This window comes from Paenibacillus sp. FSL F4-0087, from assembly GCF_038020215.1.
GTDB lineage: Bacteria > Bacillota > Bacilli > Paenibacillales > Paenibacillaceae > Paenibacillus > Paenibacillus taichungensis.
Genome location: NZ_JBBODJ010000001.1, coordinates 1,834,322 through 1,855,624 on the forward strand (window position 1 = coordinate 1,834,322; position 21,303 = coordinate 1,855,624).

Here is a 21,303-nt window from a genome sequence, read left to right on the forward strand (position 1 = left end):
ACTCCCAAATATATTTACAAGGTGCAAATAATTACAGGTCTCACCTTACATCCAATAGGGTTGAATTATAAGGAAATGTGGTTCCCAATATATAAGCAGCGGTTAACATGATGATAAAATATCCCACAAACCATACATCCGCTCGGGAATACCCGATCTGGACGTAATAGGTCCGGCTCCCACCTTCCTTGAATCCTTTTGCTTCCATCGCCACCGCCATACGCTGCGCACGGCGAATACTCTGTGCAAGTAGTGGAATAGCATATCGTTTCAATATGCCGTACACATTCCAACGGGAGCCGCGCTGCCTCGTTCCCCGAATGCGGATGGCATACCGCAACGTCTGGAATTCATCCAGTAAAATCGGAATCATGCGCATCGCCGCCAGAAAGCTATAAGCATACTTGGGTGGGAGCCTCCACTGCTGCATGAGGGAATAAAAGAGACGCACAGGCTTGGTCGTCAGGCCGAACAACAATCCAGCTGCCGCCATACTTAGGGAACGAAATCCCAGGTGCAACCCGCGATAGAAGCTCTCTTCGGTAATATGAATCAATCCCCACTGAAACCAGGTGGTCTCGCCTTTACCAAACATGATCATCCCTGTGGAAGTTGATATAAATACCAAAATGAACGGAGACGCATACAGCAATAATCGGGGCCATGGGTGACCTGTCCAGCCCAGCAGTAACAGCATGACAACTGCCACATTCGCCATTACATTCAGGTTGTGAATAAGGATGACGAAAACAAACAGCAATGTCAGGAAAATCATTTTCAACCCCGGATTCACCGCGTGAAGCCAGGTCTCACGATGAGGAAACGAGAGCTGCATCCGTTAACCTCCCCTCATCCACCGTCCAGATCCGGTTGCAATAACGTTTCACGATTTCACGATCATGCGTAACCATCACAATAGCTGTCCCTTCACGCCGCAGCCGCTCCAGCTGTGATAACATGGCAAAGGTATTCCGCGCATCCTGTCCAAAGGTAGGTTCATCCAGTAACAAAATACGCTGTTCCCGTACCAGCGCTGATGCTACACTCAGCCGTCGTTTCTGTCCCATCGACAATTGATATGGATGTCTCCCCGACAGCTCAGTCAGTCCGAATTGCTCCAGCATGTGATCGGTTCGAATACCTCTTTCTGCGGCAGTTAACTTACCGCTCAGCAAGGAGAATCCCACTTCATCCCGGACCGTATTCGTCACGAATTGGAATTCAGGATTCTGGAATACAAATGCAATCTGATCTGCAAGCTGCTCGGTTTTTCCGGCTGATTGTCCTTCCACAACATAATGACCTGTCGTTTTTAGAATATTCATCATGGACAGTAATAATGAACTTTTACCTGCCCCGTTAGCCCCGACAATCCCCACCCAATCTCCGTGCCATACCTTGGCCTGCTCCACCTGAATGAACGGTGTTTTTCCGCGCCATCCGGTGAAGTGTTGCATTTCCAGTGCTGGTTGGGGCAGCGCAGAAGTTTCCCTCTCCTTATAATCTATACTTTCAGTTTCTGTTGCCCCATAACGAATAAACTCTCCTGTGACCAACGTCTGTGCTTTCGTCTGCCCTCGTTCTTCCCAAACCCCTGGATACCAGATTCCGTATTCCCTGAGCATATTCCGCTCATCTGTAAACACCTGATTCGCCGGACCATCTGCCACAATCTTTCCTTCAGGCGACAATACGATGATTCGGTCCACCCACTCGACAATTTCATTAATTTTATGTTCCACGATAATGAGTGTTTTGTCCTGTGCAATCTGTTTCACCGTATCCCACACCTGAGAGGTTCCTTCGTCATCCAGCAGTGCCGTTGGTTCATCCAAAAAGAGTACGTCTGGCTCCATGGCCAGAATCGAGGCCATCGCAAGACGCTGCTTCATACCCTGTGACATGGATTGAATGAGTGTGCGATTATGCTCAAAGCATAACCCGACCTTTTCCAGGTATCGATGAATAAGAGCAGGCATCTGCTCGCGTGGAATATTCCGGTTTTCCAGTACAAAAGCAATCTCTTCATCCGTATACGACATACAGAACTGGGTATCCGGATCTTGAAAAACAATGCCGGGCTGCTCAGGAACCTGAATATCATCACATTTCATCGGAATCTCCACAGATCGCGGAATCAGACCGCTCAGAATTTGCAGCAAGGTTGATTTGCCAGAGCCACTTGGTCCAAGCAACAACACTTTCTCCCCTTGACACACAGAGAGAGACAAGCCTTGAAACACCAAGGCCTTCTCTCCCGGGAACTTGCATCTTAGATTCGTAACACCTACCGCTTGCACATTCTCCACTTCATTCATCTAGTCCAGCGCCTCATAATCCTGCTTCGACACCGGTCTAAGGGATCGTGTTACACCTGTAAGCTCCAGCGCTTTGGCGAGATAATAGGCGAATACACCTGCAATCAGAATACTGCCAATGAAGCGGAACCCGATAAACAGTGTATAGTTCCAAGCCGAGAGGGAATCAATGTACCCGTACTGATAATCCAGTACAAGCGACGCCGCCGCTGCACCAATAGCCGCAAGGCAAGTGACGAGCAGATTGCTTTTCCGATACAGAAATGCGGCGAAGAAAATCTCTGCACCCAGCCCTTGCAGCAGCCCATATACCAGTGTGGACATGCCCCACTCACTTCCGAGAAAAGCACTCACCGTGGATGCCGCAACTTCTGCCAGAATGGCTACACCTGGCTTCCGAATGATTACAAAGGCAAAGGTGCCCGCCATGAACCACATGCCGTAAATCATCTGCTCCGCATGAACGCCGAATGGCTTCATCAGATCATATGTAGGTCCCCATATTTTGTAGATCACCCCGAAGACCACTGCAATCACAATCGTTACCAAAATATCGGTTAACTTCAATCTGTTGCTACCCACTGCTGTTGACATGTTCTCTACTTCCTTCCTCTGTTTCCCTTGATTTAAAATAAATAATAAAACAAACAAAAAAGCCTCCCCGGTTCCCAGGCAGGCCATACGCACAGTTTACAATTCTCACGATGCTACGCATTAGGCAGATATAGAGAAAGAAGACAACAAACGACACCATCCCCGTTACATCAGAAAAATTCCGTTGCAACCAAGAAACGCTGACATTTATGTTCTATCCCTTATCGCTTACCATTGCTCATCGCAAATTCATGTTCTCTACGCTGGCATTACCCAGATCAGATATACGGTCAGCGGCACAAGGCCGCTCTCTCAGCCCAACTTCATTGAGCTCCCGGTTCACTTATTTCATTGCTTCTACTGTACAACACATGGGTATTTGTGACAATACCGATAAGGAAAAATCAGTTTAACCTAGAAGAAAGATTGATTAACTATATGTTCTTCTTTGTACAAATATGCTTCTGCTTCAAGAAGTAACGTCTCTGTGATTCGTTACATCTCAGAAAGGTGCAAATGTGAGTGAATAACGTGTGTCAGGTTCATTAAACCAAATAACGCAAACAAGGGCTGTCCTCCGTCATATTCATGACTGATGGGACAGCCCCTTTAATTGTTTATGCATCATATTGTTTAGAGGAAAATTCTTGCGAACCGGTAAGCTCCGTTTTAATATTGTGTATTCCCGGATTGACTTGTTTTGCCCGATGCAAAGCCTTTAAACAAGGTCGGTACTTTGGAATAACGGGTATTTGTAATTTTGCCTTGCGATGTACTGCTATCCGTACGCATAATGGAATCTTTGACATTGGAAATGTCCGAGTTGTCGAGCGTCATGTTCACGGCGAAGGTTGTTCCGCCATTCTGACGCACCAGCTTGCCAATATCGTCTGCACGGAAATTTTTAATGTTAATCGTTCCGGCTGCATTCATTTGAAATACTTTATCATAGGCCTTGTAAGCTGCCCCACCAGTGATGTTTACGGTTCCGGAAGACTTCAGCGTCAGCGCATCCTCGCCCACGTCTTGCCATACCACATTCGAAATAGAACAGTTACCGTAACAATGAACACCGTCAGCTGCAGGTGAACCGATAATTACATTTTTGAGTGTGGCTCCTGCCTCCAACCGAAATACCGGCTTCTGATCCTCCGCTTGAGATCCATCTCCCAGGGTGGAAGGGTTGGCTACATACGTTTGGCCTTTGCCATCAAAAGTTTCTCCCTTGGCTACAATAATCGTTGAGTTCACAACAGTAGGTGCAGCAAAAGCTGGAATTGCACCGAACAATGAAGCAACCAGACCGGCGGACAGCAACAACGTCAACATTTTTTTCATAACTTAAATCCTCCCTTATTCAGATGAATTGTCGTACAAGCATAAGCTTGTCCTCAAGGAACCGATCAGAGGTGCACCTCTGGCTCGGAACCTACCCTGATCCTACCAAAAAAGGAGTGTTACGATAATAATCATTAGCTTAGATATCAAAATGACAGCATTATGTCTGTGATTTCGGCATTTTTTGTATCGTACTCCATTGTGTAATGTGCCGATCTCAACTTCGGGTATGCTTCTTTTACAACTTGTAATTTAGGGCTATATGTTCCTGTATGGGCCTATAAAAAAAACGAAAGACCACTTCATCTGTTTCCAGACAACGTGATCTCTATTATTTTGCATCTCATTTTATTTATTAAATTACGCTTTAAGCGCCAAACCGCTGACGATATCCACACTTCCGACATAATTCCTCCACTGCTTCCCGTTTGGAGAAACCATAGAACAGATTGTTGGCTCGTTCACCATCCACAATCTCCGAGAACGATTTTTCATGAACGTTGCCCAAGTTAATTACACCCTCACCATCGAGGCAGCATGGAACTACAGTTCCATCGACAAGCACGGCTGCCTGACTGCGAAGCGCATGACAGAAGCCTTTACCATCATCTTCGGGTGCATCCAGACTCGGCCACTGGAATTCATGGTCCTGATTCAGATACACATTCGGGGCAATTTTGACACCGCTCCCCGGCACCACCTTCTCCTCAATACGGAAATCCAGATTGAACTCACGTTCAAGAACCTCCAGCGTCTCCCGGTTTCGGTTCATCTGCGCATTCGTGAAGTTATCCTGTGTCAGATTCCAAAGTCGGAATGAAATAATGACATTGTGCTTCACTGCTTCCCGGACAAAAGACAACACATTGCCCAGATAACCCTCACGGTCTGTAGAACCTTCGTGACCATCAAAGCTGTGCAGAGAGAAGTTCATCTGACGCAGTGCCTGTTTGCCGAGCAGTTTGTGCTGGGTTTTGGGCAGCAGCGTACCGTTTGTCGTAATGTTAACCTTGAATCCCTTTTCATGCGCTGAATCCAGTAACAGATCAATTTTGGGATGAAGCAGCGGCTCACCTTTGACATGTAAATAAATATGTTTGGTATGGGGTTTGATCTGATCCAATATATTGTTGAAGACTTCAGGGTCAATGAAATTTTTGGCACGTTTGGTCTGCGGACAGAAGCTGCATGCCAGATTACATATACTTGTGATCTCAATATATACTTTCTTGAACGTTTTCAACTCGGGGTCCCCATTCTGCTTAGAGGGAGAACAGTCCCACCCTCATTTGTGATCCGGCCCATATGTGCCACCACTATTATATCGGGTTCAGGTGCCAAGGTAAATCCGAGAACCGGTTTATCCCGTTAGGTCCATTTTATTTGGCTAATGCCAGATTAACAGATTCAATGGCATGTATTCGTGTTGTATCAAATAAGGGCACTTCTGAATCCTCCGGTTTTACTAATAAACCAATTTCGGTGCAACCTAATATTATCCCCTCGGCTCCATGATCAACTAATCTCTTAATAACCTCTTTATAATAATCCCTTGATTCTTGTTGAATTTTCCCTAAACACAATTCCTCATATATTACTTTATTTATGCCTGTTCGATCCTCTTCATTCGGCACCAAAACCTTAATACCATTAAACTCAATTCGTTTTTTATAGAAGTCCTGTTCCATCGTATATTTAGTGCCAAGTAAACCAACTGTACTTATTTTGGACTTTAGAATCTGATTGGCTGTTGAATCAGCAATGTGCACAACGGGTAAGCTAACTTTTTCTTCAATATGATTAATTACTTTATGCATCGTATTTGTACAAATTACAATCATTTCAGCTCCTGCCTTTTCCAAAGACTGAGCAGCATTGCCTAATAATTTCCCAGCGCTTTCCCATTCTCCTTCAGCTTGATAGCGCTCGATTTCTTCGAAATCCACGCTATATAAAATGCACTTGGCTGAATGCAATCCTCCCAATTTAGTTTTTACTTCTTCGTTAATAATTCGATAATATTCTAACGATGACTCCCAACTCATTCCGCCAATAAGGCCAATAGTTTTCATAAGCACTCCCCTCTCCATGGGTCATATCCCGAAAGCAACCTATAGAAATTATTAGACATTGTACCGTATCTTACATCTTAAATAAACCTGCCTCCGTAACGTAAGCAAAGTAAAGAGTCGATTGCCCCTCGTTCCCCCGTTCTATTATTACTTATAGATTCTTTCAATCGAAGTATAGGATGTATTGATTGTCCGGGTTATTGTGGTTGCTGAAACGCAATGCTAGAATCTAAACAATTTAAAACCAAGTTAAAACGTAAGAATAATAAGCTATGAGGAGAGTGTATTCATGATTACTGTTAAGGCACCTGCAGTATATGTACACGAAGCTAACATTCTTGAGCAAAGTGGTCCACGGATTGCACAGCTTGGGCAGCATGTTCTGATCATCGCCGGTGAGTCTGCATTAAAAGCAGTAAAACCTTATCTTCTTCCTTCACTGGAAGAGCATAAGATCAAGTTCCATGTGCAATTGTTTTACGGTGAGGTTACGACAGGCCAGATTGATACTTTTACGCAGCAAGCTTTCGATCTGGATGTTGATCTGATTATCGGCGTCGGTGGTGGTAAAGTGCTCGATCTGTCCAAAGCGGTAGCCGAGCAAGCCCAATTGCCCATTATAACGGTCCCAACGATTGCCGCAACCTGCGCTGCCTGGTCCGCCTTAACCGTGCTCTATGATGAACAGGGCCAAGCTGCAGGATATCGTCCCCTGCGCCGTTCGCCCAATCTCGTTCTGGCTGATCCTCATATTCTGGCGAGTGCACCAAGGCGGTATTTGGCCGCTGGGATCGGTGACACACTCGTAAAATGGCATGAGTTCGCCGTTAATCTAAGTGGCAACGCCACCAGCCTCACTCTCCGAAACAGTGTCAGCACTGCCAAGCTTGCACTCGATATTCTTGAAGCGCACGCCATCGATGTCTATGAATCCACCGATACAACCGGTAGTACACCTCAATTCCGTGATGTTGCCGATGCCATCATTGTGCTCGCAGGACTTGTAGGCAGCATTAGCGATGGATCACTTCATGCTGCGATTGCTCACGGGCTGCATGATAGCCTCACCAAATTACCCGAAACACACGCTTCGCTACATGGAGAAAAGGTAGCCTTTGGACTCTTCACCCAGTGGATTCTTGAAGGCAAAGCAGGGGATGAGCTTCATGAGTTGACCACTCTGTTACATAAGCTGAATCTGCCCATCACTCTTGCCCAACTTGGGATACAACAACAGCCTCAGGAAGCTGCTGCGCGCATTGCAGCAGGACTACAGCTGCGGGAAGGCAGTGCGGCACATCTCTCCTTCGGAGTTAGCACGGCGCAGGTAACCGAAGCCATTCTTCAGGCAGACCGTATCGGCCAAACATTCATAGAATCCAGTCAGTCTAGTGAAAGCAGTATATACACCAAGGAGGTTTCCTCCCTATGATCCGTCCAAACCGCCAGTACACTCTTCCCTTAACTGCCTTTCTGAGTGCGCTTCTGTTGTTGCTGATTTCCGGCTGCTCTCCCGGAACTGATAATCAGGCCACCGGTACAGGCACAACACCGACAGTAGCATCAGCTGCTTCGAATAAAGACGTTACTATTCGGGTTGGTCAGACCGGATGGGGCAATCTCGAATTGGGGCTAAAAGCCGCCGGACTCGATGACACCCCCTATAAAGTCACTTATAACGTATTTCAGGGAGGTAACCTGATCCTCGAAGCGATGGCTGCAAATCAATTGGACTTTGGTGTGACCAGTGAAATTCCGCCCATTTTTGCATCTCAGGCTGCCAATGGTGGAAGCTTCAAAATTATAGCGGTACAACAAGGCAGCACCTTAAATCAGGAGGTCGTTGTTCCCAAAGATTCTTCGATCAAATCGGTTGCTGACCTGAAAGGCAAGAAAGTTGCTTTCGTCAAAAATACAACGGCCCACTATTTCCTGCTCAAAATGCTGGAGGAAGCCGGATTAACCTGGAGTGACATCAGTCCGGTCGAACTTTCAACAGCCGATGGACTCAGCGCCCTGATTAGCGGGAAAGTGGATGCTCTTGCCAGTTACGGCAATGCCATCATCTCCGCACATCAGAATGAAGCAACAACACTCGCCAGCGCCAAAGATATCCTGTCAGGCAGCTTCCTTGTAGCCGCCTCCGATCAGGCTATTGCCAATGCGGAACAGAAAGAGGCCCTTGCCGATTATCTAGAGCGAATCAACAAATTCAATGATTGGGCTCGTGCCAATAAGGATGCATGGGCTCAAATTACAGCAGACAACACCCACCAGCCGGTTGAACAAGCCCTTAAAACCTACACGGATGGAGAAGCACAACGCCCATCACGTATTGTTGCCATTTCTGATGAGGCCATCAAGTCCGAACAGGACGTAGCAGATACGTTTCAGCAAGCGGGAATTTTTGGGCAGGCAGTCGATGTGAGCACATTCTGGAGTGATGCACTTCAAGATCAACTTCCAGCTCCAGGTAGTCAATAACGAAGGAAGCAAGGAGGTAGGCATAACGTGCGGTCCAAAACCTTTAACCGGGCATGGTTTAACCAGTTCATTCCTTTTGTTGTACCACTACTCATTCTGGCTCTGTGGCAATGGCTGACTGCATCCGGAGTTGTTGCAGCCAATATTTTGCCCCGTCCCGCTCAAGTACTGGAGGCCTTTATTCGTCTGCTTGGTAACGGTGAACTACTGAACAATATCAGTATTAGCGCCAGACGGGCTTTGGGAGGATTCCTCATTGGTGGGGGTCTGGGTTTTCTGCTGGGAGTGCTGAACGGCATCTCCTCCCTTGCGGAAAAGATCGCCGACTCCTCGGTACAGATGATCCGTAACATTCCGCATCTGTCCTTGATCCCCCTCGTTATTGTGTGGTTCGGGATCGGTGAAGAAGCCAAATTATTCCTCGTTTCTCTGGGTGTATTCTTTCCGGTATATCTGAATACGTTCCACGGCATACGATCGGTCGATCCCGGTCTGATTGAAATGGGCAAAGTATATGGCCTCAGTCGTTGGTCCCTTTATAAAGACATTATCCTGCCTGGTGCACTGCCTTCCATTCTGGTGGGTGTTCGTTATGCACTTGGCATTATGTGGCTGACCCTCATCGTAGCCGAGACGGTTGCGGCGGATGCGGGGATTGGATATATGGCAATGAACGCGCGGGAATTCATGCAGATGGACGTAATCGTCTTAAGCATTCTGCTGTATGCCTTGCTGGGCAAGCTGTCCGATACCATCGCCAAATGGCTGGAACGGCGCTGGCTGCGCTGGAACCCGGCTCTATCCCGCAAGTAAAGCCAAAGGAGCGTGAATTGATCCATGAGCACAAGTCAGATCAGTCCTTTTCTTCAAGTAGATGGGGTTCAGAAATCGTATGATCAGCGTACAATTCTATCCGACATTAACGTCAATGTAAGACAAGGGGAATTTGTAGCCATCGTTGGACGAAGCGGCTGCGGCAAAAGTACTTTGCTGCGTCTGATCGCCGGGCTGGAACCCCCCTCTTCCGGGAGCATTATGCTGAGCAACAGAAAGCTTGGCAGTACAGCACCCGAGACACGATTTCTGTTTCAGGAAGCCCGGCTGCTGCCTTGGAAATCCGTGCTCGACAATGTACGACTGGGCATCCCCGACAAGAACAAGGAAGATGCACGCCAGTCGCTTCGCAATGTAGGACTTGAAGAGCGTGAAGGTGATTGGCCGGGGGTATTATCTGGCGGACAAAAACAACGTGTCGCCTTGGCACGAGCACTCGCAAGTCATCCGCGCTTACTGCTGCTGGATGAACCGCTGGGTGCATTGGATGCATTAACCCGAATTGAGATGCAGCAGTTAATCGAACGCTTGTGGGCTGAAGAAGATCTGACCGTCATTCTGGTCACGCATGATGTCAGCGAGGCGGTTGCGCTGGCAGACAGGGTGCTTTTAATCGAGGATGGTCATATAACGATGGATACCCGAATTACGCTGGAGCGGCCTCGCGTTCGGGACAGCGGGTTTGCTCATTTTGAAAACCTGATTCTGAATCGATTGTTGACTCCTCCACAAGAGACACCACAGCAGATTGCCCAGAAACAGATATCATTCTCGATCTAATTCCACTGGAAAGAAGGCATGATTATGCAATCCCTTTCATCCGTTCCCTCTCCACCTGTTAAAGACTTGTTAAATCGAATTCCGGCTTATACGCCTGCCAAATCCATGGAACAGATCCGGAGGGAGTTGGGACTGGAAAGTGTAGATCGACTTGCAGCGAACGAAAATCCGTTTGGTTCTTCTCCCCTGGCAGCAGAAGCGGTCAGATCGCTGGGTTCCGATCTTTTGGCTCAATACCCCGACGGTTCCAGCCAACTGCTCCGTGACAAACTTGCGGAACGTCTAGGTGTGCGTACCTCCCAACTGGTATTTGGCAGTGGATCATTCGAGCTCCTAACCCTTACCGCCCAAGCCTATCTTAATCCCGGCGAGGAATCACTCATTCCGGTGCCCTCCTTTAACTGGTATAAGGGCGCTACGCTGCTGGCAGGCGGGGTTATTCATGAAGTGCCTTTGGTCAACCATTCGCTGGACCTGGAGCAATTCCGGCACCGGATTAATGCTTCTACCCGAATCATCTGGCTGTGCAATCCGAATAATCCAACCGGAACCATTTTCACGGCAGATGCCCTGCTTGGTTTACTCGAACATGTTCCCTCCCATGTCGTGGTTGTCCTGGACGAAGCGTATTATGAATTCGCGGAAAGTGAAGATTATCCTGATACGGTTAAGCTGCTGGAGCAGTACAATAATCTGATTATTTTGCGGACCTTCTCCAAAATATATGGACTGGCAGGCCTGCGTATTGGATATGGCATCGGGAATGAAAGTATTATTGAAGGCATTAACCGGGTCAAGCTGCCCATCAGTCTAACAGCCACATCCCAAGCCGCTGCTTCGGCCAGCCTGGATGATCATGAATTTGTTTCTCACTGCCTGCACTACAATCGTCAGGGACGGGAAACGTTAATGCAGTCCTTTGATCATTGGAACTTACCCTTCATCCCTTCCGAAACAAATTTCATCATGGTGGATCTGTTGCAGGATAGTGGCCCGATTACCCAAGAATTGTTGAACAGAGGCATCTCTGTTCGCGGCGGTGCCGAATTCGGTATGCCTACCTGGCTTCGGATTACGATTGGCACACCTGAGCAGATTGCCCGGCTGATCGGTGAGCTTGATTCACTGTTACATTCCAACGATTAGAATCCTAGGTTACTTTCCTAACTCACATTAAGCACACTTCTTTTAAGCCGCCCTCTTTACATTCCACTTGCATGTGATATATGCTGAACACACAACTGCATATCTTGAACATTGCACTAGGGGAGCCTTGCGGCTGAGACGAATCGAACGATTCGGACCCTTTGAACCTGATCTGGATCATACCAGCGGAGGGAAGTGGAGCGGCCTCTCAGTAAGCGGATTTTTTCATGTTGATGATGAAATTTAATGTGAATTGACTTACAGACCCACTCATTTCTCCGGAAATGGGTGGGTCTTTTTCGCGTTCTGCGGGCAGATCAGAAGGTGTAATTAAAGATCCCGCGGTTTGAGGTCGAATTTTGAATAACAAGGGGGGACGGAACGAGATGGATAACGATATAACCATTCACAACATGAGCTACGCTTTCCCGGGAAAAAGGGATTCCCCCGTGCTCTCCAATGTGTCGATGCGTGTAGCCAGAGGCGAATTCGTTTCGCTCATCGGTTCCAGCGGCTCCGGTAAAAGTACCCTTTTCAAGCTGCTGGCAGGCTTGCTTGAGCCAACACACGGAACCATTGACATTCCTTGGGTTCAAGAAGGTAAGCGACTGGGGCAGGTGGCCTACATGCCACAAAAGGACCTCCTATTATCCTGGAGAACCGTCATGGAGAATTGCATGCTCCCCGCTGAACTTGCTCCAGGTCGGCAGGATAAGGTAAGGATTCGAGCGGACATTCTGGCCGGTCTCGAACGATTTGGCTTATCCGGTCACGCGCATGCTTACCCGGACGAGCTGTCAGGTGGCATGCGCCAGCGTGTCGCGCTGCTTCGTACTTTGCTGACAGGTGGCCAACTCATGCTCCTGGATGAACCATTCGGCGCACTCGATGCCATGACCAAACGTGAGATGCATCGGTGGCTGCTGGAGCTCTGGGAGGGCCTGAGCAAAACCGTGTTGTTCATCACACATGACATTGAAGAAGCCCTGCTGCTCAGTGATCGGATTATCCTGTTAACTCCGGTGGGCCAAGGCCAACAGCTGCAGGATCTAACGGTACCTTTGCCACGTCCAAGACATTCAGACATGATCTACGAACCGGCTCTCGTTCAGATGAGACGACTACTGGAGGAACAATTGCATGCGAGACGGTAACTTGAAAGATAGCATGAAGCATAGCGTAAGAGGTTGGCTTGCCCGTTATGGTCTGTTTCTTTTGCTCATGATCTTGCTGCTTGCTCTCTGGGAGTGGATTGTGTGTATGGGATGGGTGCCTTCCTTCATCATTCCAGCCCCGACGGCGATTGTCCGTTCGCTGTATGAACATCACCACCTTCTGCTGGCTACACATCTGCCCGCCACCTTGATAGAGGTTGTCGTTGGTTTTGGCTTGTCCATTGGTGCCGGGACTGCACTTGCAACGGGTATGCATATGAATCGGTCGATTGAAAAAGCGTTATATCCCTTCATCGTGATCAGTCAGACGATTCCGCTGATTGCCCTGTCCCCCGTCTTCATCCTGTGGTTTGGCTACACGCTGTGGAGTAAAGTGGCGGTGGTGTTCCTGATCGCATTTTTCCCGATTGTAGTGAGCACCTACGATGGCCTGCGCAAGGGTGATCCGGAGCAGCGTGAACTGCTGCTGACGATGGGGGCCACCAAGTGGGATATTTTTCGCAAACTCCAGATTCCACTTGCCCTTCCCTCCTTCTTTTCGGGACTGAAAATGTCTGTGGTGTATTGTGTGGTCGGTGCAACGATCGGTGAATGGCTCGGTGGAAGTAAGGGGCTTGGCTACTTCAGCCGCAGAATGTCGAGCAATATGAACACGGATGCGATGTTCGCCGCCATTATGCTATTATCCCTACTTGGTATCGCCCTGTTTGTACTCATTGCATGGATGGAGAGAAGATTTGGTACACCACGTCATGCAGGTAGAAGAAAAGCTGGATAACTTTCGGATTTCAAAACAAAAAAACAAAAGAAACGAGGAACTTTACGTTATGAATAAAAAGCATATCTATTCCCTGCTCCCCATTCTGCTCATGTCTCTGTTGCTGATCATCAGCGGATGCGGTAAAACGGGCATCAATACGCCCTCCACAGGCTCAACTTCCAATGCAAACGATACAGACTCATCTGCGATAGAAACGCCATCGGAACCCAAAGAGAAGCTGTCCATCATGCTCGATTGGTACCCAAATGCAGTACATTCCTTCATCTATGTTGCTCAGGAAAAAGGTTACTTCGCGGATCAAGGTCTGGACGTGGAAATCCAGATGCCTGCTGATACGAATGATGCCCTCAAACTTGTTGCCGCCGGGAAAATCGATTTGGCACTAAGCTACCAGCCGCAAATTTTGCTCGCGCGTGGGGAGAACATTCCTGTACGTTCAATTGCTGCGGTCGTTCGTCATCCGCTCGTGCATCTGTTGACCGAACTCAACGGTAAAGTGAAATCGCCAAAAGATCTTGAAACGCTGACGGTTGGCTATTCCTCAATCCCTCTGTATGAAGCGATGGTGCGTACCATGATCAGCCAAGATGGCGGTAATGCCGACAAGATGAATCTGGTCGATGTAGGATTTGACCTGATTCCTTCCCTGGCCTCCGGACAGGCAGATGCCATTATGGGTGGTTTTATTAACCATGAACAATTGATTCTGGAAAAGGAAGGTCATGCCATGAAATCGATCAATCCCGTCGATTACGGCGTACCTGATTATTATGAACTGGTCCTCACTGCAAGTGATGCGGGCATTGAAGCGAAAAAGGATCAGCTTACCCGCTTCATCAAAGCGATACAGGAAGGACAGAAATATGTAACAGAGCACCCCGAGGACGCGCTGAACATTCTGCTCGCACATGAGAACGAAACGTCTCCTCTTGACCCGGAGATCGAAACCAAAAGTCTGAATATTTTACTGCCACTGATGAATGAAGAAGGTCAGCCGTTTGGCAGGCAGGACGCCTCTTCTTGGGAAAATGTACGTGCATGGTTGGTTCAAAGTGAACTGATTCCGGATTCCGTAAAGGCTGAGGATGCTTTTATCAACTTGCAGGGTGAGTAAGGAAGATGTCGCCCACAAGAGTAGTTTCGGGATTACATTTGGACGAATAGAATCTTTAACGAGGATGAGGGCCTTCTATTAGGAATTTTCTATATGGACTTTGCAGCTATCCGGGAATAACGTTTAACACCCGTCATTAATTGGAAACCAGCAACGTTGCAGAACTAACAACTGATTATAATGGCAACCTTCCCTGCTTTTATTGATCAAATTACTTATTTATAAGGAGGAACTTATATGTCTTATCTGGAACGTGTTCGTACGCAAAATCCGCTTGTTCATAACATTACGAATATTGTCGTCGCTCCGTTTACGGCCAACGGTTTGCTCGCACTAGGTGCATCTCCCTTTATGGCTTATGCGCATGAAGAAGTTGCTGATGTTGCCAAGATGTCAGGAGCAGTTGTACTGAACATTGGCACACTGGACGAAAAGGTGGTTGAGGCGATCCGTTTGGCTGGTCGATCAGCTAATTCAAATAACGTACCTGTTGTGCTCGATCCGGTTGGAGCTGGCGCAACCGCCTATCGTACGGAAACCGTTCAGATGCTCGTTCGTGAGCTTCGCCTCACGGTGTTGCGGGGCAATGTGGCAGAAGTCGCCAATGTCATCGGTGAGCGTTGGAGCATCAAAGGTGTGGATGCAGGTCAAGGCGAAGGAGATCGAATCGGAATAGCGAAACGGGCAGCACTAAAACTCGGCTGTGTGGTCGTCATTACCGGACGCGAGGATGTCATTACGGATGGACAAACGACGTTTCTGACGAGTAATGGACATGCCTTGCTTACCCAAGTGACTGGTGCAGGCTGCTTGCTCAGCTCGGTAATTGGTGCTTTTGCAGCCATTGCTAAACCGGGAGAAGACTTGCTGAACAGTGTTGTGGAGGCACTCGCTTTCTATGGCGTTGCAGCAGAGATTGCGGCGGAACGCACCGCTGACCTTGGACCGGGCAGCTTCCAGATCGAATTGCTGAATCAACTGGCCCAAGTGACACCTGACGTTCTCGCAGAGCGGGCACAGGTTCGCCAGTTTGATGGAGGTGCGTAATGAGTATTGCGCAGGCTTTGACGATTGCTGGTTCCGATAATGGTGGCGGCGCCGGAATTCAAGCTGATCTGAAGACCTTTCAGGAGCTTGGTGTGTACGGCATGACTATAATTACAGCTATTGCTGCCCAAAATACAACAGGTGTGCAGGGCGTCTTCCCAATTTCATATGAAGGTATTGCTCAACAGTTGGATTCGACCGGTGATGATTTTCAGCCTACAGCTGTGAAGACGGGCATGCTCTATAGTGCTGAAATAATTAAACTGGTTGCCGAGAAATGGCAGCAATATGGATGGTCCAATTTGGTCATCGATCCGGTTATGGTTGCCAAAGGCGGCGCCCCTCTGCTGCAACAGGAGGCCGTTCAAGCGTTAATTACAGAGCTGCTGCCTCATGCACTGATCACGACACCGAACATTCCGGAAGCCGAGCTTCTTACTGGAATGTCCATTTTGAATTTGAGTCAGCGCGAAGAAGCCGCAAGACGAATCGTGCAGATGGGCTCCACGTATGCTTTGGTGAAAGGTGGTCATGATGAGGGAAGTGGCATGATTGTCGATGTGCTTTATGATGGGCAATCTTTTCACTATTTGGAGAACGTTCGGGTAGTGACAAGGCATACTCATGGAACGGGATGTACGTATTCTGCGGCCATTACTGCCGAATTGGCGAAGGGCTCAACTGTACTGGCTGCCGTCACCACCGCGCGAGCATTCATTCAGGCAGCCATCGAAGATGAGCTGGGGATTGGGGACGGACATGGGCCGACGAATCATTTTGCGTATCAGCGCAGACTGCGGGGTGAACAGTAATGCGCCCTCTGGATGCAGTAGCAATACGGCATGCGCTGCAGGTGTATTTGGTCATGGGCAGCGTGAATACGACGCGTGACCCGGTGGAAGTGCTGCGCCAAGCCATCGCTGGCGGCATTACGCTGTTCCAGTTCCGGGAAAAAGGAACTGGCGCTCTGGTTGGCGAAGCACGCATCACGCTTGCGAGGCGGCTTCGCGAGATGTGCAGCCAGCACGGAATACCGTTCATCGTGAACGATGATGTGGAGCTGGCTGTGGCGGTGGAGGCCGACGGCATACATGTCGGCCAGGACGATGCGGACGCGGTGCTGGTACGCGCCCGCATCGGAGAAGGGCGGATGCTTGGCGTATCCGCCCACTCCGTGCTGGAAGCCCGCCGTGCGGTGCAGGCGGGCGCCAACTATCTTGGCGTCGGGCCAATGTACCCGACGCGGTCCAAAGCGGATGCCCACGCTGTGCTGGGCCCCGCCGGGGTAGCCGAACTGCGCGCCGCAGGCATCGCAGTTCCGGTGGTGGGTATCGGCGGCATTACGCCCGATACCACGGCCGCCGTGATGGCGGCAGGAGCCGACGGCGTAGCCGTCATCTCCGCCATCGCGGGCGCGGCCGATGTGCGCGCAGCGGCTGCGCAGTTCGCTGCGGCGGTGCGCGGGATGCAGGCGTAGCCATGCGCTCCCTGCACCGCCAGCCGTGTGCTGCACCAGATAGATGGTGCAGCACATTCAATCATTCTCAAGATGCAGCCTCTGTGCCTGCATCTTATTTTTTCATTTTTACTAGTTGACTCTCACGTAACGTGACGCTGTACAATCGGTGGTGTAAGGAGGTTTTCCATCATGGCCATGAAAGTAAAAGAAGTGGCCGAACTTGTCGGGATCAGTGTGCGCACACTGCATCATTATGATGAGATCGGACTGTTAACACCGGACGAAGTGACTTCTGCCGGATATCGACTGTATTCAGATGCCAATCTGGAAATGCTTCAGCAGATTATATTTTTTAAAGAACTCGATTTCTCTCTGAAAGATATCAAGGAGATTATAAACAATCCATCTTTCGATCGAGAAGAAGCCCTGAATATGCATCGCCGTATTTTACTGGAGAAACGCCAGCGGTTGGACCAAATGATCGCCACCATTGATAAATCGGTTCAACACGTGAGAGGAGAAATTAAGATGACAGCCAAAGAACAATTTGAAGGGTTTAACTTCAGTCATAATCCGTATGAACAGGAAGCGAGGGAACGTTGGGGAGATCAAGCGGTGGATCAGGCTAATCAAAAGTTACACAAACAGTCTACTGGGGAGCAAAAAGCTCTATCCGATCAAATGAATTCAATCTACACTCGTCTTGCAGCAATTCGTCACACGGATCCAAACTCTGCCGAAGCTCAAGCCGGAATCTCGGAATGGTACAGCTATCTGAACAACATGGGCAATTATTCTCCTGAAGCCTTCAGAGGGTTGGGCCAAATGTACGTAGATGACGAACGTTTTACAAGTAATATTGATCAATTCGGCGAAGGCTTGGCTGTATTTATGAGGGATGCCATGGCTGTGTTTGCTGATCGAAACAGTTAATCTAGGCCTACATGGATTCCACCTATAGCATTATCCGTATTATCCGATGCCCCTCGCAATCAGGTGTAAGTTGTAGACAAGTAGTTCCATTTCGATCTTTCTATTGCAAATGAAAACCTGCTCTCTCGATATAGGCAATATGCTCGTATTATATAGAACCCCGTTCTGCCACATCTTATCCGTGTTCATGGAATGTGCTGGACAGCCGAGGGATTCAACATTACTCAGTTTACACAAAAAAGGGACGTACGCCCTAAGACGTCACGTCCCTCTTGTAGTATCTCAGCCGCAATGTGAATAAGCCATTACAGTTATTCACTCTGAGTACTTTTTTAATGGAGGCAGTCCCTGTATTACACAAGTCTTGCTTCCTGCTAGCCATTGGTTAAGCTCTAGGAGCGTGATCAGACGAAGAAGCATCCGAGGCCAGACTGGTCTTCGCCATCCGTCCTGGAATCTGCCATGCCGATACAATCGCCAGTACGATGAATAACAGGTCAACCGGCTCGCTGAAATAATCCGTAAAGGTATCCACAAATGCACTAACCATCTCACCATCGAACACCAGATCCAACATGCTTGCATCGCTGAACAACTCGGAAGTAAAATACACCACCGTCAGATACTTGCCAAGCAAAATGCCGATAAGGGCAAAGATAACTGCAATGGCTTTATGTGCCGTCGCGATCCGTTTGTTCGAGAACAATACAACTGCGTAGCCTGCGAGCGCCCCAATGACGATAGCAATGAGCCCTAGCTCCCTTTCCGTCATGGCAGCGATTACTGCCCACACAATTCCTCCTACAATTGCTGCCAATAATCCACCAACGATTGGCATGCCGATCTTGATCCCTTGTTTCTCTTCCACGTTGTCTTTCCCTCCTGAGTCATGCTTATGCTTCTTTTCCAGAATTCACCTTTCCTATGAAACCACAAATACTCCTTTTATTCAACAAAATTCTCTCTGCTTTTGTTTCGTCCCCTCACTCTTTAAGAAATAGGCACATCCGCCTAATAACCGCATATTCTGGTTAAAACGTGTTTGGAAGGAGTACTCCCCATGTACTATGTTCCCTATTACCGAAATGACAACTTGCTGTTAGCGCAAATTTCCAAAGCTATTAATGGAGAATCCTCAGCAATTGCCTGTTACGCCAAACTGGCAGAATTAGCACCCTCAGAAGTGGAAAAAGCTCGTATTCTGGAGATACGTCTTGATGAATTAGAGCATCTTCAAAAATTCACCGCCATTTATGTTTCGTTAACAGGTACGCAACCTACGGTCCAAATCTCTTCGGATTGTCCATCAGAGTATTTCGCGGGAATAGATTATGCTTTTAGTGATGAGCAAAACACGGTTGAGTTTTACTCACAAGTCGCAGATCAAGCAAATGACCCTTACATTAAGGAATCGTTTCGACGTGCAGCAACGGATGAACAGAGACATGCCGTCTGGTTCCTGTATTACTTAACAAAGCATAAGTCAAAAACATCTTCTGAGAATTCTCCTCTTACCAAATAACGAAAAAAATCCCCTCTAGTAGCTTTCGCTGGCGTAGAGGGGAATACTATATAGATCTAATTATCTCATGTCAAAAGGCATTTTATATAAATCAAGCTCCCTTGGCAGGATTAATGACAGCAGCAATCTGCGCCAAAATGGCATCCACCGATGCTGGGTCATTCACATCATACTCATCAATGTTCAAACGCAGCACTGGACAAGCCGTAAATTGATTAATCCATACCGAATAGCGCTCATGCATATGCTCCCAGTAGGAACGGTCGGTCTGAATCTCCATCTCCCGTCCGCGTTCCGTAATTCGATTCAGAATGGATGGCAAGCTGCCTTCCAGGTAAATCAGTACGTCCGGATGAGGGAAATACGGTGTCATCACCATAGCTTCAAACAAACTGCTGTACGTCTCGAAATCCGTAGCAGACATTGTGCCCTGATCCGCATGCATTTGCGCAAAGATACCTGTATCCTCATAGATAGAACGATCCTGTACAAATCCACCGCCCAATTCAAAGATTTTCTTCTGTTCCTTGAAACGCTCTGCCAGGAAATAAATCTGCAAATGGAAGCTCCAACGTTCAAAGTCATGATAGAACTTCTCCAGATATGGATTGTGGTCGACTTGCTCGAGTGAAGTCTTGAAGCTCAAACGCTCAGCCAGTGCGGCTGTCAGAGTGGATTTGCCCACCCCAACGGTACCTGCTACCGTAATTAATGCATTCGCCGGAATGCCATAGTTATTCATGTGATATACTCCTTTACCTGATTAACAATCTGTTTGAAATGTTCGGGATGTTCTACAAAATCGAGTTGTTCCGCATTCACCTTGATAATTATCGGCGGATTTGGGCTGCTGGCCAGGTAAGCCATACCTGTTTTATAATCTGCAATTAACTGCTCCATATAAGCCGGGTCCATATCCTGCTCAAAAGACCGTCCACGTTTGTTGATCCGGTTCATCAATGTATCGAGTTCAGCCTCAATATAGAGCACCAGATTGGGTTTCGGCAGATCATCCGTTAAGAGATGATAGATTTGACGGTATTTGTCCCGTTTCGTTCCCTTTAAGGTACGTTCAGCAAAAATCATATTTTTATAGATATGATAGTCTGAAATGACGGGTGTATTCTTCTTAATATAGTGCACGCCTGTGTCTTCCAGTTGCTTAAACCGGTTACACAGAAAAAACATTTCAAGCTGGAAGCTCCACTCATCTATATCTTGATAGAAGGAAGCCAAAAAAGGATTCTCTTCTACAATTTCCTTGACCAGCGGAAGGTTCAATTCCTGAGAAAGCATCGTTGCTAACGTTGTTTTCCCCGCACCAATCGGACCCTCCACGGCAATAAACGGGGCTGATTTCATCGTAATTCAGTTCCTCCTCGTACTCATGCGTGTTTCCGTTTCTATATAGACCCCACCTATTGTATCACAGCTTGGATGATGGGAAGGCCAGTATTTTATGTATAAAATGAGTTTTATCTCTAAGACGAAGATATATAAAACAGCCTACAGGAGTTATATTCATTCCCATGATCATAATAACAGAAAAAGACACGATCGCTTAATTACGATCGTGTCTTTTGATTGCTTGGCGGCGTCCTACTCTCCCAGGACCCTGCGGTCCAAGTACCATCGGCGCTAGAGGGCTTAACGGTCGTGTTCGGGATGGGTACGTGTGGAACCCCTCCGCCATCGCCACCAAACGC

Annotated in this window: 22 protein-coding genes, 1 rRNA gene and 1 riboswitch; of the genes, 13 read left to right on the plus strand and 10 right to left on the minus strand. The window is 48.0% G+C overall.

The genetic code is table 11. The annotated features are described in order from the left end of the window. Positions 1–40: 40 nt before the first annotated feature. From MHB84_RS08635 to MHB84_RS08660, 6 genes are all read right to left on the minus strand, one after another. Positions 41–835: an energy-coupling factor transporter transmembrane component T family protein gene (locus MHB84_RS08635; protein ID WP_076290422.1), complete on the minus strand. Its 795-nt coding sequence runs from the start codon at positions 833–835 to the stop codon at positions 41–43. After that, complete coding sequence (locus MHB84_RS08640) at positions 810–2,318, minus strand: ABC transporter ATP-binding protein (RefSeq protein ID WP_076290423.1); 1,509 nt, start codon at positions 2,316–2,318, stop codon at positions 810–812. The genes MHB84_RS08635 and MHB84_RS08640 overlap by 26 nt, the downstream gene beginning before the upstream one ends. After that, complete coding sequence (locus MHB84_RS08645) at positions 2,319–2,912, minus strand: ECF transporter S component (protein ID WP_076290424.1); 594 nt, start codon at positions 2,910–2,912, stop codon at positions 2,319–2,321. 669 nt (positions 2,913–3,581) lie between these two features. Beyond that, positions 3,582–4,250 (minus strand): pectate lyase, encoded by a 669-nt coding sequence (locus tag MHB84_RS08650; RefSeq protein ID WP_076290425.1) that lies wholly within the window; start codon positions 4,248–4,250, stop codon positions 3,582–3,584. 367 nt (positions 4,251–4,617) lie between these two features. Further along, the gene (locus tag MHB84_RS08655; protein ID WP_076290426.1) at positions 4,618–5,493 is read right to left on the minus strand and encodes a radical SAM/SPASM domain-containing protein; all 876 of its coding nucleotides are present in this window, start codon (positions 5,491–5,493) and stop codon (positions 4,618–4,620) included. A 136-nt stretch (positions 5,494–5,629) separates the two neighbouring features. Beyond that, the gene (locus tag MHB84_RS08660; RefSeq protein WP_076290427.1) at positions 5,630–6,322 is read right to left on the minus strand and encodes an aspartate/glutamate racemase family protein; all 693 of its coding nucleotides are present in this window, start codon (positions 6,320–6,322) and stop codon (positions 5,630–5,632) included. A gap of 289 nt (positions 6,323–6,611) precedes the next feature. On the opposite strand from MHB84_RS08660, the gene MHB84_RS08665 reads away from it, so the two are divergent. The 12 genes from MHB84_RS08665 to MHB84_RS08720 all read left to right on the plus strand — a co-directional run bounded on the left by MHB84_RS08665 (position 6,612) and on the right by MHB84_RS08720 (position 18,075). Then, positions 6,612–7,754, plus strand: a complete 1,143-nt coding sequence (locus MHB84_RS08665) for an iron-containing alcohol dehydrogenase family protein (RefSeq protein ID WP_076290428.1) — start codon at positions 6,612–6,614, stop codon at positions 7,752–7,754. Continuing rightward, positions 7,751–8,806 (plus strand): ABC transporter substrate-binding protein, encoded by a 1,056-nt coding sequence (locus MHB84_RS08670; protein WP_076290429.1) that lies wholly within the window; start codon positions 7,751–7,753, stop codon positions 8,804–8,806. The genes MHB84_RS08665 and MHB84_RS08670 overlap by 4 nt, the downstream gene beginning before the upstream one ends. A 27-nt stretch (positions 8,807–8,833) precedes the next feature. Next, positions 8,834–9,619 (plus strand): ABC transporter permease subunit, encoded by a 786-nt coding sequence (locus MHB84_RS08675; protein ID WP_076290430.1) that lies wholly within the window; start codon positions 8,834–8,836, stop codon positions 9,617–9,619. 24 nt (positions 9,620–9,643) lie between these two features. Further along, a complete protein-coding gene (locus tag MHB84_RS08680) occupies positions 9,644–10,420 on the plus strand; it encodes an ATP-binding cassette domain-containing protein (protein WP_076290431.1) in 777 nt (258 codons plus the stop codon). An 18-nt stretch (positions 10,421–10,438) separates the two neighbouring features. After that, the gene (hisC, locus tag MHB84_RS08685; protein WP_341143026.1) at positions 10,439–11,566 is read left to right on the plus strand and encodes a histidinol-phosphate transaminase; all 1,128 of its coding nucleotides are present in this window, start codon (positions 10,439–10,441) and stop codon (positions 11,564–11,566) included. A gap of 108 nt (positions 11,567–11,674) precedes the next feature. Further along, a riboswitch (TPP riboswitch) is annotated at positions 11,675–11,777 on the plus strand. A 175-nt stretch (positions 11,778–11,952) separates the two neighbouring features. Then, positions 11,953–12,720 carry an ABC transporter ATP-binding protein gene (locus MHB84_RS08690; RefSeq protein ID WP_076290433.1) on the plus strand — a complete coding sequence of 256 codons (768 nt, stop codon included), beginning with the start codon at positions 11,953–11,955 and terminating at the stop codon, positions 12,718–12,720. Then, positions 12,707–13,519, plus strand: a complete 813-nt coding sequence (locus MHB84_RS08695; protein ID WP_445322102.1) for an ABC transporter permease — start codon at positions 12,707–12,709, stop codon at positions 13,517–13,519. Before MHB84_RS08690 ends, MHB84_RS08695 begins: the two co-directional genes overlap by 14 nt. Before the next feature lie 49 nt (positions 13,520–13,568). Beyond that, complete coding sequence (locus MHB84_RS08700) at positions 13,569–14,636, plus strand: ABC transporter substrate-binding protein (protein ID WP_076290471.1); 1,068 nt, start codon at positions 13,569–13,571, stop codon at positions 14,634–14,636. Positions 14,637–14,873: 237 nt separating this feature from the next. Next, positions 14,874–15,683, plus strand: coding sequence for a hydroxyethylthiazole kinase (thiM, locus tag MHB84_RS08705; protein ID WP_076290434.1), 810 nt, complete (start codon positions 14,874–14,876; stop codon positions 15,681–15,683). Beyond that, entirely contained in the window at positions 15,683–16,495 is an 813-nt protein-coding gene (gene thiD / locus MHB84_RS08710; protein WP_076290435.1) for a bifunctional hydroxymethylpyrimidine kinase/phosphomethylpyrimidine kinase, read from the plus strand. Before thiM ends, thiD begins: the two co-directional genes overlap by 1 nt. Then, positions 16,495–17,160 (plus strand): thiamine phosphate synthase, encoded by a 666-nt coding sequence (gene thiE / locus MHB84_RS08715; protein WP_076290436.1) that lies wholly within the window; start codon positions 16,495–16,497, stop codon positions 17,158–17,160. The genes thiD and thiE overlap by 1 nt, the downstream gene beginning before the upstream one ends. 171 nt (positions 17,161–17,331) lie before the next feature. Beyond that, a complete protein-coding gene (locus MHB84_RS08720) occupies positions 17,332–18,075 on the plus strand; it encodes a MerR family transcriptional regulator (protein WP_076290437.1) in 744 nt (247 codons plus the stop codon). 385 nt (positions 18,076–18,460) lie between these two features. On the opposite strand, the gene MHB84_RS08725 is transcribed toward MHB84_RS08720, so the two are convergent. Continuing rightward, positions 18,461–18,943 carry a hypothetical protein gene (locus tag MHB84_RS08725; protein ID WP_256716863.1) on the minus strand — a complete coding sequence of 161 codons (483 nt, stop codon included), beginning with the start codon at positions 18,941–18,943 and terminating at the stop codon, positions 18,461–18,463. 192 nt (positions 18,944–19,135) lie between these two features. On the opposite strand from MHB84_RS08725, the gene MHB84_RS08730 reads away from it, so the two are divergent. Beyond that, the gene (locus tag MHB84_RS08730; RefSeq protein ID WP_076290438.1) at positions 19,136–19,597 is read left to right on the plus strand and encodes a ferritin-like domain-containing protein; all 462 of its coding nucleotides are present in this window, start codon (positions 19,136–19,138) and stop codon (positions 19,595–19,597) included. Between the two features lie 91 nt (positions 19,598–19,688). Here the strand turns inward: MHB84_RS08730 and MHB84_RS08735 are convergent, their stop codons facing one another. From MHB84_RS08735 to rrf, 3 genes are all read right to left on the minus strand, one after another. Next, on the minus strand, positions 19,689–20,339 hold the full coding sequence (locus MHB84_RS08735; protein WP_076290439.1) for a deoxynucleoside kinase: 651 nt from the start codon (positions 20,337–20,339) through the stop codon (positions 19,689–19,691). Continuing rightward, positions 20,336–20,959, minus strand: coding sequence for a deoxynucleoside kinase (locus tag MHB84_RS08740; RefSeq protein ID WP_076290440.1), 624 nt, complete (start codon positions 20,957–20,959; stop codon positions 20,336–20,338). The genes MHB84_RS08735 and MHB84_RS08740 overlap by 4 nt, the downstream gene beginning before the upstream one ends. A 224-nt stretch (positions 20,960–21,183) precedes the next feature. After that, positions 21,184–21,300: ribosomal RNA gene (rrf, locus tag MHB84_RS08745) — 5S ribosomal RNA — on the minus strand. Positions 21,301–21,303: the final 3 nt, after the last annotated feature.

Bases quoted from the DNA above. Each gene is read 5' to 3' on its own strand.
- MHB84_RS08730 (WP_076290438.1), top strand. From the start codon at position 19,136: ATGTACTATGTTCCCTATTACCGAAATGACAACTTGCTGTTAGCGCAA.
- thiM (WP_076290434.1), top strand. From the start codon at position 14,874: ATGTCTTATCTGGAACGTGTTCGTACGCAAAATCCGCTTGTTCATAAC.
- MHB84_RS08670 (WP_076290429.1), top strand. From the start codon at position 7,751: ATGATCCGTCCAAACCGCCAGTACACTCTTCCCTTAACTGCCTTTCTG.
- MHB84_RS08690 (WP_076290433.1), top strand. From the start codon at position 11,953: ATGGATAACGATATAACCATTCACAACATGAGCTACGCTTTCCCGGGA.
- MHB84_RS08740 (WP_076290440.1), bottom strand. From the start codon at position 20,959: ATGAAATCAGCCCCGTTTATTGCCGTGGAGGGTCCGATTGGTGCGGGG.
- MHB84_RS08645 (WP_076290424.1), bottom strand. From the start codon at position 2,912: ATGTCAACAGCAGTGGGTAGCAACAGATTGAAGTTAACCGATATTTTG.
- thiE (WP_076290436.1), top strand. From the start codon at position 16,495: ATGCGCCCTCTGGATGCAGTAGCAATACGGCATGCGCTGCAGGTGTAT.
- MHB84_RS08700 (WP_076290471.1), top strand. From the start codon at position 13,569: ATGAATAAAAAGCATATCTATTCCCTGCTCCCCATTCTGCTCATGTCT.
- MHB84_RS08660 (WP_076290427.1), bottom strand. From the start codon at position 6,322: ATGAAAACTATTGGCCTTATTGGCGGAATGAGTTGGGAGTCATCGTTA.
- thiD (WP_076290435.1), top strand. From the start codon at position 15,683: ATGAGTATTGCGCAGGCTTTGACGATTGCTGGTTCCGATAATGGTGGC.
- MHB84_RS08635 (WP_076290422.1), bottom strand. From the start codon at position 835: ATGCAGCTCTCGTTTCCTCATCGTGAGACCTGGCTTCACGCGGTGAAT.
- MHB84_RS08735 (WP_076290439.1), bottom strand. From the start codon at position 20,339: ATGAATAACTATGGCATTCCGGCGAATGCATTAATTACGGTAGCAGGT.
- MHB84_RS08650 (WP_076290425.1), bottom strand. From the start codon at position 4,250: ATGAAAAAAATGTTGACGTTGTTGCTGTCCGCCGGTCTGGTTGCTTCA.
- MHB84_RS08720 (WP_076290437.1), top strand. From the start codon at position 17,332: ATGGCCATGAAAGTAAAAGAAGTGGCCGAACTTGTCGGGATCAGTGTG.
- MHB84_RS08695 (WP_445322102.1), top strand. From the start codon at position 12,707: ATGCGAGACGGTAACTTGAAAGATAGCATGAAGCATAGCGTAAGAGGT.
- MHB84_RS08680 (WP_076290431.1), top strand. From the start codon at position 9,644: ATGAGCACAAGTCAGATCAGTCCTTTTCTTCAAGTAGATGGGGTTCAG.
- MHB84_RS08640 (WP_076290423.1), bottom strand. From the start codon at position 2,318: ATGAATGAAGTGGAGAATGTGCAAGCGGTAGGTGTTACGAATCTAAGA.
- MHB84_RS08665 (WP_076290428.1), top strand. From the start codon at position 6,612: ATGATTACTGTTAAGGCACCTGCAGTATATGTACACGAAGCTAACATT.
- hisC (WP_341143026.1), top strand. From the start codon at position 10,439: ATGATTATGCAATCCCTTTCATCCGTTCCCTCTCCACCTGTTAAAGAC.